Source organism: Bradyrhizobium campsiandrae, from assembly GCF_014529705.1.
GTDB lineage: Bacteria > Pseudomonadota > Alphaproteobacteria > Rhizobiales > Xanthobacteraceae > Bradyrhizobium > Bradyrhizobium campsiandrae.
This window is the reverse complement of sequence record NZ_JAANIH010000053.1, coordinates 14,044-28,570: the sequence shown is the minus strand read 5'-3', so window position 1 is coordinate 28,570 and position 14,527 is coordinate 14,044. Positions and strand designations below refer to the sequence as shown.

Sequence of the window (14,527 nt, the reverse complement as noted above, 5' to 3'; positions counted from 1 at the left end):
AACGTGGCCCGAAATTTTGCAAAACCTTTAGGCTTGATCAGGCAACATTCGGCGCCCCCGATGCTCACCTCACCAGCCGAGCTCGCGCAGATATGCCGCGCGGGCGGCAACGCCGGTATGCGTGAAGTCGGTGAAGACCCCATCGACACCGAGCCGGAAGAATTTGAGATATTCCTGGGCGGGATCGGCGCGGTAGTCGGCGGCCAGATACTTCCTCTCGTTGCGGAACGTGAAGACGTGGACGAACAGGCCGAGCCGGTGCGCGTCGGCGATCAGGCTGGTCGCGTCCTGCGTCGAAGCTTCCGGCGTCGATCCCTTGTAGGGCGTGCCGTCGGCATTGGCGTCCTTCCATGGTGCGATCTTGAGCGGAACGATATAGGCCTTCCACGGACCGATGCCGTCGGCATAGGTCTTGATCTTGGCGAGGCCCTCGGGCGTCAGCATCGCATCATACAGGCGCGCGTCACCTGCAACCGTCCAGTCGAACGGACGTGAATTGGTGATGTTGTTGAGCAGGACCTTGCCGGTCCTGAAGTCGATGCCGTTGCCGTCAATGAGCTGGACCTGCCGGGTCTGAAGACCATGGCTGCGCATGTATTTCAGGCTGCCGGGCTCGAAGCTCTGAACCAGGATGGGAGCATCCTTGGAATTGAGGCCGTTATCCCCAATGATCTTGATGAGGGCATCCTCGAGCGGGTGGCTGCCCGGCGCGCCGCAGCCATTGGCGATCGCCTGGGCGTTGTTCCAAGTCGGGTTCTTGGTCTCCGGATAGACCAGGATGGGACGCCCCGTCTCCTTGCTCTTCGCCTTGGCGATGTCGAGGATGTCCTGGAAGCTGATGACAGGAAATTTGCCGTTGAAAACCTTCGGCCGTTCGTTGGCCGCGTCATAGGTGGTGCCGCCGATCCACGCCTTCAGCTCGGCCATGGTGAAGTCGGTGATCGACCAGTCGCCCGTGTGATCCTCGCCGTCGACGATCAGCGACTTCAGCACCGATTTGGGATCGGAGGGATCGGTGAGATCCGTAAGGTAGTCCGCAGGCACGCCCGCGGCAGAAGGCGCCTTGACGCGCACCCCTGATCCCGTGCGCTTGCGGGCGGCGACCGCCGGGTTGGTCTTCGCGACTTCGGCGACATTGGTGTTGTCGGCCAGCCAGGGGTTGTGGCGCGCAACCAGGAGGCAATCCTTGGTGAGGTGCAGATCTTCTTCGAGGGCGTCGGTTCCCAGCGCCGCGGCGAGGTCGTAGGACGGCTCGGTCTCTTCCGGCACCAGTCCCGGCACGCCGCGATGTCCGAGGATCAGCGGCGCCTTGCCGTCGACGGTCAGGAAGGGTTTTGCCCCTGACGGGGCCGACTGCGCAGCGGCGATCGACGGCGCAATCAATGCCGCGGCCGCCGCACACAGCAGCGTCGCTCCGACACGTATGTTCCGCAAGGCACGCATCTTCCGCAAGAAATGGTTCGTCATGGCCGCGCCTCCGTCTCTGCCTGGCATCGCAGCGTTGCGATCAAGCTGCCCGTCTTGTCTCAATTCTCTGACAGAGCGATGACGGCGGCGGCAGACATGCGCAGGCGGCGCCACGATGACGCCGCCTTCTTTTCGATCAAAATCCGCCGATCAGAAGAAGCCGAGCTTCTTCGGGCTATAGCTGACCAGGAGGTTCTTGGTCTGCTGATAGTGATCGAGCATCATCTTGTGGGTCTCGCGCCCGACGCCCGACTGCTTGTAGCCGCCGAAGGCCGCATGGGCGGGATAGGCGTGATAGCAGTTGGTCCAGACCCGGCCGGCCTCGATCGCCCGGCCAAAGCGGTAGCAACGGTTGGCGTCACGGCTCCAGACGCCGGCCCCCAAACCGTAGAGCGTGTCGTTGGCGATCGCGAGCGCCTCGTCGTCGGTCTTGAAGGTCGTGACCGAGACGACGGGGCCGAAGATCTCCTCCTGGAAGATCCGCATCTTGTTGTTGCCCTCGAACACCGTCGGCTGGACATAGAAGCCGCCGGAGAGATCGCCACCGAGCTCGGCGCGTCCGCCGCCGGCCAGCACCTTGGCCCCCTCCTGCTTGCCGATGTCGATATAGGACAGGATTTTTGTGAGCTGCTCGCTGGAAGCCTGCGCGCCGATCATGGTGGTGGCGTCGCGCGGGTCCCCCTGCTTGATCGCGGCAACACGCTTCAGCGCCCGCTCCATGAAGCGATCGTAGATATCCGCATGCACGAGGGCCCGGCTCGGACAGGTGCAGACCTCGCCCTGGTTCAGCGCGAACATGACGAAGCCCTCGATCGCCTTGTCGAAGAAATCGTCGTCCTCGGCGGTGACGTCCTTGAAGAAGATGTTCGGCGACTTGCCGCCGAGCTCCAGCGTCACCGGGATCAGGTTCTGGCTGGCATATTGCATGATCAGCCGGCCCGTCGTGGTTTCGCCGGTGAAGGCAATCTTGGCGATGCGCGGGCTGGATGCCAGCGGTTTGCCGGCCTCGAGACCGAAACCGTTGACGATGTTGAGCACGCCTGATGGCAGGAGATCGCCGATGATCTCGGCCCAGACCATGATCGAGGCCGGCGTCTGCTCGGCCGGCTTGAGCACGACGCAATTGCCGGCGGCAAGCGCCGGCGCAAGCTTCCAGCACGCCATCAGCAGCGGGAAGTTCCAGGGGATGATCTGGCCGACCACGCCGAGCGGTTCGTGAAAATGATAGGCGATGGTGTCGTGATCGATCTCGCCGATCGAGCCTTCCTGCGCGCGCACCACGCCGGCGAAATAGCGGAAGTGATCGATCGCGAGCGGGATGTCGGCGACGCGGGTCTCGCGGATCGGCTTGCCGTTGTCCCAGGTCTCGGCGATCGCGAGGCGTTCCAGATTCTCTTCCATGCGGTCGGCGATGCGATTGAGGATCGCGGCACGCTCGGCAACGCTGGTGCGGCCCCAAGCGCCCTTGGCGGCATGCGCCGCATCGAGGGCCGCTTCGACGTCCTGCGCGTCGGAGCGCGCGATCTTGCAGACGATCTGGCCGTTCACCGGCGAGGCATTGTCGAAATATTTGCCCGAAATCGGCGCGACGAACTTGCCGCCGATGAAGTTGTCATAGCGTTCGGCGAAGGGGACTTTGGTGACGCTGAGGAATTCCACCTTGTTCATTGATCACTCCCGATGTTGATGTTTTCGCAAATCGTCGTGTGTTCACGACTTGCGCAGACGATCTCGCGGGGGATGATTTCTGTCAGCCCTGGGGGATGCGATGGCGACGCGGACCTGTCGCAGAACTGCGACAGTCGCGGGCGAGGCAAGAGCGGGATGGAGCGCTTGCTGCCTCCCCACCGTCATTGCGAGCGAGGCGAAGCAATCCAGGCTGCCTCTACGGCGAGACTCTGGACTGCTTCGTCGCATCGGCGCAAAATTGCTACGCAATTTTGTCGCGAGCTCCTCGCAATGACGGCGGAGAGGTCTGTGCCCTAGTGCTTCAGCGCGAACTGCTTCAGCTTCCGGTGCAGCGTGGCGCGGCTGACGCCGAGGGCCTTGGCGGCGGCCGAAACATTGCCGCCGGCGCGAAGCAGCGCCCGCTGCACCACCGCACGCTGTCCGCCGGCCAGATGGTCCCGCGCAACATCGCCGCCGAGCAGGTCTGCCGCGGGAACCGGCTGCAGCGCCCGGCCTGGCGCGATCCCGAATCCCGCCCTCGCCGACCGGCTCGCACCGATGACGAGATCATCCGCATCGACCGCGACGAGGCCGATGGATTGGCCGTCCGGTCCTGGCGTCAGCACGATGCGCGCGTTAGCGAAGGCCCGGCGAAACAGATCGGCCTCGATGCGCCTCGCCGCCTCACCGGCCGCCAGCGCGATCAGGCTGGAGAAGGCATCGGTGCGGTCGGCGCGGCAGGAGGAGACGTCGAGCACGCCGACAAAGGCCGCCTCGTGGTCGTAGATCGGAACGGCGGTACAGCTCAGCAGCGTGTTGCGGGTGAAGAAATGCTGGTCGCGATCGATCGTCAGCGGTCGCTGCTCGACGACGCAGGTGCCGATGCCGTTGGTGCCCTCGTGCTCCTCGCTCCAGAGCGCGCCGGTCCAGAGGCCCCAGGACTGGAAGGTGGTGTCGTCGGCCGGCGTGCCGCGCCGGTCGACCGGCACGCCCTCGCCGTCTGCGAGCAGCACGCAACAGCCGCTCGCGCCGACCGCCTGATAGAGCCGATCCATGGCCCCTTGCGCGGCGGCCAGCAGCGGTGCGACGCGCTCGCGCGCCTGTCGCAGTTCGGCTTCACTCAGCCGCTGGGGCAGGCCGCGGCCGGCTGGGTCGAGATGATGCAATCGCGAGGAACGGCGCCACGAAGCCACGAGCGCGGACCGTGCCGCCTGGCCTGACGCGATAGCGGCTTCGACACGAGCCGCGTGATGCCGGGGCATCGACCCATCCATCACCATTTCCTCCGGAAAGCAGTCTAGGCGGGCGCCTCGACGACCCGATTGATCTCCGTCAAGCTTCGGCGGCACGGCGCCCGAACAAGCAATCTCCCCTCGTCCCGCCGCCGTCAAGGCGGCGAAATGGCCACGGCTCTACGACCTTCGGAATAGTCGGGGCGGCTTTCGCCGCCTGTTTCGAATGCGGCCGGAAGCGTTAGTTCTGTGGGATCATCCGAACGAGATCGTGCGGATTGACGTAGTCGAGCTGGAACCGGGCCCGCTCGTCCAGCATATCGGGATCGATCTTCTCGGTGCGCAGCAGCGACACGCGCTGCTCGCTCCGGACGCGCTCCCGCTTGAGCTGGGCGAGCTCGCTGGTCAGCGCGATGATCTCCTGGTCGAGCTCCTGGCGGGCATTGAGGCCGTATTTGCCGGTGTAGGCGTTGACGCCGAAATAGCCGACGATGGCGGCCGCCATCGCATAGAGGGCAAGGCCGGTCAGGATCGATTTGAGGCGGGCGCGAGAGACCATTTTGGCAAGATGGGCCAGCTTGGTTAAGGGAGTATTGACGCCCCTTCCAGGTCGTTGTCATTCCGGGGCGCGCGGAGCGCGAGCCCGGAATGACGAAATGAGCGGCTCAGCCGTGATGCTTGGCGACGTGCGCCGCGAAGGCGTCGATATAGGCCTGCAGCACGCCCTTCAGCGAGTCCTTGGTCAAATTGCCCTCGGCATCGAAGGCGTCGCCGACCGCGTTCAGATAGGCCTCCGGCTGCTGCAGGATCGGGCCGGAAATACCGGGCAGGATGTTCTGCAGCGTCTTGGCCGCGCTGACGCCGCCGAGCGGGCCCGGCGAGTTCGAGATGATGCCGACCGGCTTGCCGTTGAACGAGCTCTTGCCATAGGGCCGCGATGCGACGTCGATGGCGTTCTTCAGCACGCCCGGGATGGCGCGGTTGTACTCCGGCGTGACGAAGATGACGCCGTCGGACTTCTGCAGTTTCTCGCGGAAGGCCAGCCAGTCGGCCGGCGGCGCGCCCTCGAGGTCCTGGTTGAAGAACGAGATGCCCGCAGGCGTGATGACCTCGAGCTTGAGAGAGCTGGGTGCGAGCTTGGCGAGCGCATTGGCGATCTTCAGCGAGAAGCTGTCCTTGCGCAGGCTGCCGGCGATCACGACGATGTTGTAGGCCATGGTTTGTCCTTGAAACCTTGAGGGAAAGTGCCGGCGGCACTTAAGCGATCCGGGCGGTTCAATGCAAGTGCATGGACCGGACCAATTTGGAAACGCTAGGTTTCCTGGGAGCAGATGGTCGCCCAGAACAATCGGGCCGCCAAGGCGGCCCGATTTCTCCTGCGAATCTGGACATCAGCTCAGATCGTCGGATTCCACGCCGACGGGATCAGGCGATATTTCGCCCCGTCCTTCTCGACATGGCCGACCGAGGGGAACGTGAAGTGGAAGCCGATCACGGTCGCCTTCTCCGCCGCCGCCATGTCGTAGAATTTGTGGCGCGTCGCCTGCGCCATCGCACCGTCGGCGTCGAAGGCCACATGCCAGTCCGGATTGCGCAGGAACAGCTCCGGAATGTTGGTGACGTCCGACTGGATCAGCACCTTCTTGTCGCCCGAGGCGACCGCGAAGGAGGTGTGGCCGGGCGTGTGACCGGGCGTCGCGATCGAGGTAATGCCTGATACGACCTCCTTGCCCCATTCGTACTTCGTCACCTTGGATTCGAGACCGGCGAAGGTCTTCTTCACGTTGGCGAAGTAGTTCTTCATCATGTCTCCGGAGGCCCTCCCCGCGTTCTCCTCGCTGGTCCAGAACTCCCAATCCTTCACCGGCACCATGATCTCGGCATTCGGGAACGCCATCGCGCCGTCGGCCAGGCGGATGCCGTTGGTGTGGTCCGGATGCAGATGCGACAGCAGCACGATGTCGATGCTCTTCGCGTCGACGCCGGCGGCCTGCAGGTTTTGCAGGGTGCGGCCGACCGCGCCCTTGCTGGGCTCGAGATTGGCGACGCCGTTGCCGGCGTCGATCAGCACGAGCTTGGAACCGGTGTTGATCAGCTGCGGATTGAACGGCACCGTCACCATGCCCTTCGGCATGTAGGCGGCGTCGGCAGCGGCGAGCGCCTCCTCCTTGGGAACGTTGACGACGAATTTGTCAGGCATCGGGAAGCTGCGCGCACCGTCATTGATCGAGGTGCACTCGAAGCTGCCGACCTTGTAGCGGTAGAAGCCCGGCGCCTGGGCGCCGGCTTGCGGCACTGCGGCATTTGCCGTGAACGGCCGCAGGCCAGTCACGGCAGCGACGCCGACTGCTGCTGCGCCTGCGAGCAAATGGCGGCGATTGAGATCGGTCATGAAGTGTCCCCTTCTGAGCGCGCGCTTGCGGTTTTTCCGCTTTCAACGCGGCGGAATAATCTCCCGCTCGGCTCAGAAGGCAAGACGTCTTTTGGGTGATCTGCGCTCGCAGATCACGACAATTTATTCGGATTGATCAGGAATTTTTCGCCGGTGGCGCGTTTGGCGTACACCGCGATGTTGGCGGGATCGAGCGTCTCCTGCAGCGACACCACCTTGGTGTAGTGGCTGGCGAAGGTCGTCTTCAATTCACTCACGACGCGCTGACGCAGCCGTCCGATATCGGCAGGTCCGATCTTCTGCAGGAACGGCGTGAGCAGCCAGCCGCCGACGCCCCAGGCCATGCCGAAGCCGCGCGGCAGTTCGATCGGGCGAGTGTCGAGCCCGCCATAGACATAGACCTGCTTGTGCACGCTGGAGCCGTAACGGCTGTATTCCTTGGCGGTCTTGTTGATCGCGATTTCCATGCAATTGAGGATGTCGCCGGCGAGCTTGCCGCCGCCGATGGCGTCGAAGGCGATGGTGGCGCCGGTCTCGACCAGCGCATTGGTGAGATCGTCGAGAAAGCTCGGCACGCTGGAATCGACGACGTATTTCGCGCCGATCTTCTTCAGGATCTCCGCCTGCTCCTTGCTGCGCACGATGTTGACGAGCGGGATGCCGTCCTTGATGCAGATCTTGTTCAGCATCTGGCCGAGATTGGAGGCGGCCGCGGTGTGCACCAGGGCCTTGTGGCCTTCGCGCCGCATCGTCTCGGTCATGCCGAGCGCGGTGAGCGGATTGACGAACCAGGAGGCCCCCTCCGCCGCACTGGTGCCCTCGGGCAATGGCTGGCAGTCCCTCGCCTTCAGGGTGCGGTACTGCGCGTACATGGCCCCGCCGATCATGGCGACGGTCTTGCCCATCAGCGCCTTCGCAGCGTCCGACGCGCCGGTCCTGATGACGACGCCGGCGCCCTCATTGCCGACAGGCAGGGACTGGTCGATCCGCGCGCCCATGGCGCGCATCGCACCATCAGGTACCTTCGCGGTGATAACAGGCGAATCCTTCGTGCCTGAGGCCTTGGCCGTGCTCATGTCGGCGGCGCCGACGAGCAGGCCGAGGTCGGACGGGTTGATCGGCGCCGCTTCGATGCGGACGACGACCTCGTCGTCCGCCGGCTCGGGGGTCGGCACGTCCACGAGCGAGATCTCGAGCTCTCCGCTCTTCTTGATCAGCGAACGCAGTTGCAGTCCGGTCTTGCCGTCGCTCATGTCGATCCTCCCCTGTCCTCGTTTCTCGCGCTCTCGCGCGGTGACGCTGGCTTAGGCCAGCGCCTTCAGTGCCGCCTTGCCGCCGTACAACGCCTGCTTGCCGAGCTGCTGCTCGATACGCAGCAGCTGATTGTATTTGGCGGTGCGATCGGACCGCGCAAGGGAGCCGGTCTTGATCTGACCGCAATTGGTGGCGACCGCGAGGTCGGCGATGGTGGAATCCTCGGTCTCGCCGGAGCGGTGCGACATGACGGAGGTGTAGCCGTTCTTGTGCGCCATCTCGACGGCGGCGAGCGTCTCGGTCAGCGTGCCGATCTGGTTGACCTTGATCAGGATCGAATTGGCGCGGCCGGCCTTGATGCCTTCGGCAAGGCGCTTGACGTTGGTGACGAAGAGGTCGTCGCCGACCAGCTGGCACTTCTTGCCGATCAGGTCGGTGAGCTCCTTCCAGCCATCCATGTCGTCTTCCGACATGCCGTCCTCGATGGTGACGATCGGATAGCGCGAGACGAGGTCCGCCAGATACTTGGCCTGCTCGGAGATCGAGCGGGTCTTGCCCTCGCCTTCATAGACGTACTTGCCGTCCTTGAAGAACTCGGTCGAGGCGCAGTCGAGGCCGAGCACGATGTCGGCGCCCGCCTTGAAGCCGGCCTTGCCGATCGCGTTCATGACGAACTCCAGCGCGGCATCCGCCGACGGCAGGTTCGGGGCGAAGCCGCCCTCGTCGCCGACATTGGTGTTGTGGCCGGCCTTCTTCAGCTCGGACTTCAGCGTGTGGAAGACTTCCGCGCCGTAGCGCAGGCCCTCGGCAAAGGAGGACGCGCCGACGGGCAGGATCATGAACTCCTGGAAGTCGATCGGGTTGTCGGCATGCACGCCGCCATTGATGATGTTCATCATCGGCACCGGCAGGAGGCGCGCCGAGGTGCCGCCGACGTAACGATAGAGCGGCATGTCGAGCGAGTTCGCCGCCGCCTTGGCGCAGGCGAGCGAGACGCCGAGGATGGCGTTGGCGCCGAGCCGGCTCTTGTTCGCCGTGCCGTCGAGGTCGATCATGATCTGGTCGATCTGGGCCTGCTGCTCGACGTCGAGGCCGCTCAGGGCCTCGAAGATCTCGCCGTTGACGGCGCCGACCGCCTTGGTCACGCCCTTGCCGAGATAACGGGCCTTGTCGCCGTCGCGCAGTTCCACCGCCTCATGGGCTCCGGTCGAGGCACCGGACGGCACCGCAGCGCGGCCAAGCGCGCCATCCTCCAGCACGACGTCGACCTCGACGGTGGGATTGCCGCGGCTATCGAGGATTTCGCGTCCGATGATGTCGATGATGGCGGTCATGGGGGCCTCTTTTCGGGGAACAAACGGGGCGGTTCGCGGGTGCTTCTACCGCAATGCATCGAGGCGGAAAAGGCCGGGTGACGGCCGCCCGATGATTGGCTATGAGGGCCGCATGTCGAAAAAGCCCAGCAAATCGAAGACCTCGCCCAGCCTGCAACTCGGTCGCGCCGTGGAATGGCCAGATAGCCCTGAGAAAGCTCAGCTGGACCGCGTGCCCAATCCGCAAGGAGGGACCGATTACCTCGTCCGTTTCACCGTGCCGGAATTCACCTCGCTCTGCCCGGTCACGGGACAACCCGATTTCGCCCATCTGATGATCGACTACGCGCCCGGCCAGTGGCTGCTGGAGTCGAAATCGCTGAAACTCTACATCGCGAGCTTCCGCAACCACGGCGCCTTCCACGAGGACTGCACCGTGATGATCGGCAAGCGCATCGCTGATGAGATCAAGCCGAAATGGCTGCGCATCGGCGGCTACTGGTATCCGCGTGGCGGCATCCCGATCGACGTGTTCTGGCAGACCGGACGGGTGCCGAAGGGCCTGTGGGTGCCGGAGCAAGGCGTCGCGCCGTATCGCGGCCGCGGCTAGTAGGCGCTGAGCAGATCGACCTTGGCATTGGCCGCAACCAGCCGCCGGGCCAGTATGGCGGCGAGGTTGCGCATGATCTTGAGCGCAGTCCCGGGATGCAGGCGGCGATAATCCGCAAAGCTGTCGAGCGGCAGTTCGAGGCAGGTCACGGGCGTATCCGCAACGACATCGGCACTGCGGCTTCGCTCCAAGATCGCCATCTCGCCGAATTCCATGCCGGGGCCGAGAGAGGCGAGCCGCACGCCGCTCGGCAGCTTGACGCTCACCATGCCGCTCTGGAGAAAGAACAACGAATTGGCGGGCTCGCCCGCGGCGATGATGCGCTGGCCAGCACCGTAGCGACGCATCGTCGACAGTTTGACGATTGCGGCCATCTCGTCCGCGTCGAGGTCGGCGAGCAGCGCCTGCTCACCGATATGCGCGCTCTCCCTGACGTCGGTGAAGCCGCCAAAACGGTAAATCAGCTGATCCTCGGCCCATTCGATCGCATCATCCAGCAGTGTAAATCGCCGCAGCCGGCGCAGATCCGTCGTGCACGCTGCGACGCCAGCCCAGACCACGGACGCCGCCTCCACGCCCGACAAAATCGTCGTGACCCCGGCGTTACCGAGTGCAGACAGTGTCTCGCCGAGAAGCTCCGCACCCGCCGCGGTTATGTCGGGGACGCGGCGGAAATCGATGATGAGCAGCGGTGCATTGGGCGGCTCATTGGCGAGCTTGCGGCTCACGTAATCGATGGTGCCGAAATTCATCGCGCCGACAAGCTCGATCACACGGATGTCGCTGTGATGCTCGTCGAGGATCTGCTGCTCGTGCGGTTGGCGGCTGCGGCGCGAGGAGATCCCGTAGATGTCGTAGTCCGCCATGATGCTGGTGCGGACGTCGGCATTACGGTTGAGCATGTGCAGATCGAAGCGCGCTGACAGGGCCTCGCAGACCTTCAGACCGCGCACGCTGTTGAAGTGGGCGTCGAGCAGTGGAGAGAAGGTGCCGAGCCCAAGCTGCGACGGCAGCGCCGCGACAATCCCGCCCCCCACGCCGCTCTTGGCGGGAATCCCGACGCGATAGGTCCATTCACCGGCATAATCGTACATGCCGGAACTTGTCATGACCGACAAGGTGCGTGCGACGATATGCGGTGTAATCACCTGGACGCCGGTCACCGGATTGATCCCGCGATTGGCGAGGGTGGCCGCCATCACCGCGAGGTCGCGCGCCGTCACCAGAATTGCGCATTGGCGGAAATAGACGTCGAGCACCGCATCGACGTCGTCAGGGAGCACCGCGTAATTTCGCAGCAGCCAGGCGATGGCCCGGTTGCGGTTGCCGGTCGCGGTCTCCGAGGCGTGCACGGCCTCGTCGACGCCGAGCTCGCGCCCGGCGAACTGGCTGAGCTTGCGACGGACGCGCTCGAATGCCCCTTTCCCGTCGACCTCGAAGATTAGGCCCGAGCAGGCTATGGCCCCGGCATTGACCATCGGGTTGAAGGGCCGGTTATCGTTCGTGAGCCGAATTGAATTGAAGGCCTCGCCGCTCGGCTCGACGCCGATGGTGGCCGCGACGCGCTCCTCGCCAACCATCTCCAGGGCCAGCGCGAAGACGAACGCCTTGGAAACCGACTGGATCGTGAATGGGACCGCGCTATCCCCGACTTCGTAGACGTGGCCGTCGATGGTCACGAGCGCGACTCCGAAATGATCCGGGTTGGCGCGCTTCAGCTCGGGGATGTAGTCGGCGAGCGCGCCGGAATGATCGGCTCTGAACTCTTCGTAGCAGTCGACCAGAAAACGCCGCAGAGGCGGCTTGGTCTCATAGCCAGTCGGTCGGGTCACACCTGCTGAAGTCGGCGAACGGATGAGCTGGGCGTCCACAATCTCGCACCCTGGATTTTGCCCAGTTTCCAAGCAATCTACGTGCCATGTATACACGAGCATGCCGCGACACGGTGACGCCGAAGCTGCACGTCTGTTCGCCCGCTGCTCAGCCCCTCGCATCCCCAGGCGCGCGCGGCCTGAGGAATCGCGCGCAGACGAGACCGAGCACCACCATGATCGCGGCACTCGCAAGCAACGTCGGCACCTTGCCGCCATGCTGAAGCCCAAGACCATAGGCGATCGGGCCGACGGTCTGTCCCATGAAGAAGAAAAACGAGTGCAGCGACATCGCCGTCGCCCGCGCCCCGATCGACAGCTCGCTGGCGAACACCTGCAGGCAGCCATGGATCATGTAGAAGCCCCAGCCCATCGCCAGCAGACTGAGGAATTGCAGCTTCCAGCCGGGACCAAAGGCCAGCAGCGCGAGCTGCAGCGCCACGATGCTGCCGCCGGCGATCATCATGCCCTTGACGCCGAGCCGCGGCAGCATGCGCGAGACCGCGAGGGTGTAGAACAGCCCCCCGACCGCAAAACCCGCGATCACGATGCCTGCGATCGACAATGATTTTTCGCCGAGATCGAACAGGAACGCCGCGATGAAGGGAAACAGGCCAAACACGCAGCAGCCCTCGACGAACACGGCGGAGTAACAGTAGCGCGTGTTGGGATTGGCGAAGATGGTGCGGTAGCCCTGCCGAAGTGTCTTCAAATCCGTTTTCGGCGCCGGCGTCAGCGCGGCGCCGCGAAAGCCCGCGGCAACCGCGATGGCCGCGATCAGGCCGAGCGCGCCAAGGATGACGAGCACGCCGCGCCAGCCAATGAAATCGCCGATGATCCCGCTCGCGGACGCGCCGAGCAGATTGCCGGTCATCGAGCCCGCCATCGTACGCCCGATCGCGACCTGGCGCTTGGCGGGCGCGACGAGATCGGCGGTCAGGCCAAGCGCGACGGGAAACACGCCGCCGGAGGCGATGCCGGCCAGGATGCGGGTCGCAAACAGCCCTGAGAACGTGCTCGCAAGCGCGCCGAGAATGCAGGCGACACCAAGCAGCGCCAGGCATAGCGTCATCAACCGCGCCTTGCCGAACAGATCGGCGGCCGCGCCGATCGCCGGCTGCACCAGCGCATAGATCAGGGCGAAGCCGGCAGCGATGCTCGCGGCCGTCGTGATGCTGATCGAGAAATCCTCCGCGACGTGCGGCAGCACGGGATCGAGCGCCCGCGTCGACAAGGCCGCCGAGAATCCGGCGAGCGCGATGATGTTGATCGCGGGCGGAAACTTCTGCTCTTGGAGCGGCCTGGTCACAGGCTGGTGCATCAGCGCGCGGTGCTTTTCGTCACCGCATCGAACGCCATCAGCGTACGGAGCAGTCCCTCGAACTCGCGCAGCGGGACCATGTTCGGTCCGTCCGACGGCGCGCGATCCGGATCGGGATGGGTCTCGACGAACACTCCGGCGACACCGACGGCGACCGCCGCGCGCGCCAGCACCGGCACGAATTCGCGCTCGCCGCCGGAGGAGGCCCCCTTCCCGCCCGGCTGCTGCACCGAATGGGTGGCATCGAAGATGACCGGCGCGCCGGTCGTGCGCGCCATGATCGGCAGCGAACGCATGTCGGAGACCAGCGTGTTGTAGCCGAAGGAGGCGCCGCGCTCGGTGACGAGCACGTTGGCATTGCCCGCGCTCGTGATCTTGGCGACCACGTTGGCCATGTCCCAGGGCGCCAGAAACTGGCCCTTCTTGACGTTGACGACCTTGCCGGTCGCGGCTGCGGCCAGCAACAGATCGGTCTGCCGGCACAGGAAGGCCGGGATCTGCAAGACGTCCACCGCTTGCGCCACCTCGGCGCATTGCGCCGCGTCGTGCACGTCGGTCAGAACAGGCAGGCCCAGCGAGGAACGGATTTCGGCGAAGATCGGCAGCGACTGCGCAAGGCCGAGGCCGCGCGCCGCCGAGGCGCTGGTACGGTTGGCCTTGTCGAACGAGGTCTTGTAGACGAGGCCGATCTTCAGCCGTGCGGCAATCTCCTTCAGCGCGGAGGCGACCTCCAGCGCATGCTGGCGGCTTTCGAGCTGGCAGGGTCCTGCAATGATCGAGATCGGCAGATCGTTGCCGAATCTGACAGTGCCGACGGTGACGACCGGCGCCGCTGAAGTCGAAGAGTTCAAGGCAAATCCCTCGTTTCGCCGCGACCATAGCGGCGATGAGGGGCGGATCAACCCGATTCGGCCCCGAGCGATCGGAATATCAGGGTTGCGCGGGGGCCCCCGCGGCAACCCCTATCCGAACGCCGCTACTTGACCGACGAAAAGGCTGTCGGCGTCAGCAACTGGCTGACGATGTTGCCGACGATCTGGCCATCCGCTTCACTCTCGGCGCGGGCGTTCATCCAGTCCGGGTCGGTCATGAACTTGCCCCACTTCGCCTCGCGATCGGCAAGGGACTCCCAGGCCAGAAAATAGGTCAGTTCCTGGTTGGATTCGCCGATCAGCGTGGTGAAGAAACCGGCCTGCTTGATGCCGTGCTTTTCCCACAGCTTCAGCGTCACCGTCTCGAACCGCTTCAGCAGCGCCGGCAAGCGGCCCGGCAGACAACGGTAGACGCGCATTTCGTAGATCATTCTCGTTTCCTCCCTGGACAGGCGAGGCGGTTATAGCCACCGGTCACCACGCTGTCTTGAGCCCTGCCCGATCGCCCCCGCGGCGTTTCACGCATG

13 protein-coding genes are annotated in these 14,527 nt (G+C 64.6%); 1 reads left to right on the top strand and 12 read right to left on the bottom strand.

Features of this window, described 5'->3' with window-relative positions; all coding sequences use genetic code 11:
• Nucleotides 1–69: 69 nt before the first annotated feature.
• The 8 genes from G8O24_RS30935 to eno form a co-directional block, all read right to left on the bottom strand.
• Nucleotides 70–1,467, bottom strand: coding sequence for a glycerophosphodiester phosphodiesterase family protein (locus tag G8O24_RS30935; protein WP_244646079.1), 1,398 nt, complete (start codon nucleotides 1,465–1,467; stop codon nucleotides 70–72).
• 150 nt (nucleotides 1,468–1,617) lie between these two features.
• Nucleotides 1,618–3,135: an aldehyde dehydrogenase gene (adh, locus tag G8O24_RS30930; RefSeq protein WP_188106024.1), complete on the bottom strand. Its 1,518-nt coding sequence runs from the start codon at nucleotides 3,133–3,135 to the stop codon at nucleotides 1,618–1,620.
• Between the two features lie 314 nt (nucleotides 3,136–3,449).
• A complete protein-coding gene (locus G8O24_RS30925; RefSeq protein ID WP_188106022.1) occupies nucleotides 3,450–4,409 on the bottom strand; it encodes a helix-turn-helix domain-containing protein in 960 nt (319 codons plus the stop codon).
• Nucleotides 4,410–4,608: 199 nt separating this feature from the next.
• A complete protein-coding gene (locus G8O24_RS30920; protein WP_188106020.1) occupies nucleotides 4,609–4,926 on the bottom strand; it encodes an FtsB family cell division protein in 318 nt (105 codons plus the stop codon).
• Between the two features lie 106 nt (nucleotides 4,927–5,032).
• A complete protein-coding gene (locus tag G8O24_RS30915) occupies nucleotides 5,033–5,584 on the bottom strand; it encodes an NADPH-dependent FMN reductase (protein ID WP_188106019.1) in 552 nt (183 codons plus the stop codon).
• 179 nt (nucleotides 5,585–5,763) lie between these two features.
• Nucleotides 5,764–6,759, bottom strand: coding sequence for an MBL fold metallo-hydrolase (locus G8O24_RS30910; RefSeq protein WP_188106017.1), 996 nt, complete (start codon nucleotides 6,757–6,759; stop codon nucleotides 5,764–5,766).
• A gap of 113 nt (nucleotides 6,760–6,872) precedes the next feature.
• Nucleotides 6,873–8,012, bottom strand: coding sequence for a zinc-binding dehydrogenase (locus G8O24_RS30905; protein WP_188106015.1), 1,140 nt, complete (start codon nucleotides 8,010–8,012; stop codon nucleotides 6,873–6,875).
• 51 nt (nucleotides 8,013–8,063) lie between these two features.
• On the bottom strand, nucleotides 8,064–9,347 hold the full coding sequence (gene eno, locus G8O24_RS30900; RefSeq protein ID WP_188106013.1) for a phosphopyruvate hydratase: 1,284 nt from the start codon (nucleotides 9,345–9,347) through the stop codon (nucleotides 8,064–8,066).
• Between the two features lie 112 nt (nucleotides 9,348–9,459).
• Here eno and queF point away from each other — a divergent pair, with 112 nt between their 5' ends.
• Nucleotides 9,460–9,936 carry a preQ(1) synthase gene (gene queF / locus G8O24_RS30895; RefSeq protein ID WP_188106011.1) on the top strand — a complete coding sequence of 159 codons (477 nt, stop codon included), beginning with the start codon at nucleotides 9,460–9,462 and terminating at the stop codon, nucleotides 9,934–9,936.
• Here the strand turns inward: queF and glsA are convergent.
• The 4 genes from glsA to G8O24_RS30875 form a co-directional block, all read right to left on the bottom strand.
• Complete coding sequence (gene glsA / locus G8O24_RS30890) at nucleotides 9,933–11,807, bottom strand: glutaminase A (RefSeq protein WP_188106009.1); 1,875 nt, start codon at nucleotides 11,805–11,807, stop codon at nucleotides 9,933–9,935. The two genes, queF and glsA, sit on opposite strands and share 4 nt — an antisense overlap.
• A gap of 109 nt (nucleotides 11,808–11,916) precedes the next feature.
• Nucleotides 11,917–13,128: an MFS transporter gene (locus G8O24_RS30885; RefSeq protein ID WP_188106007.1), complete on the bottom strand. Its 1,212-nt coding sequence runs from the start codon at nucleotides 13,126–13,128 to the stop codon at nucleotides 11,917–11,919.
• Nucleotides 13,128–13,979, bottom strand: a complete 852-nt coding sequence (gene kdsA / locus G8O24_RS30880) for a 3-deoxy-8-phosphooctulonate synthase (protein WP_188106005.1) — start codon at nucleotides 13,977–13,979, stop codon at nucleotides 13,128–13,130. The genes G8O24_RS30885 and kdsA overlap by 1 nt, the downstream gene beginning before the upstream one ends.
• A gap of 125 nt (nucleotides 13,980–14,104) precedes the next feature.
• On the bottom strand, nucleotides 14,105–14,431 hold the full coding sequence (locus tag G8O24_RS30875) for an NIPSNAP family protein (RefSeq protein WP_188106003.1): 327 nt from the start codon (nucleotides 14,429–14,431) through the stop codon (nucleotides 14,105–14,107).
• Nucleotides 14,432–14,527: the final 96 nt, after the last annotated feature.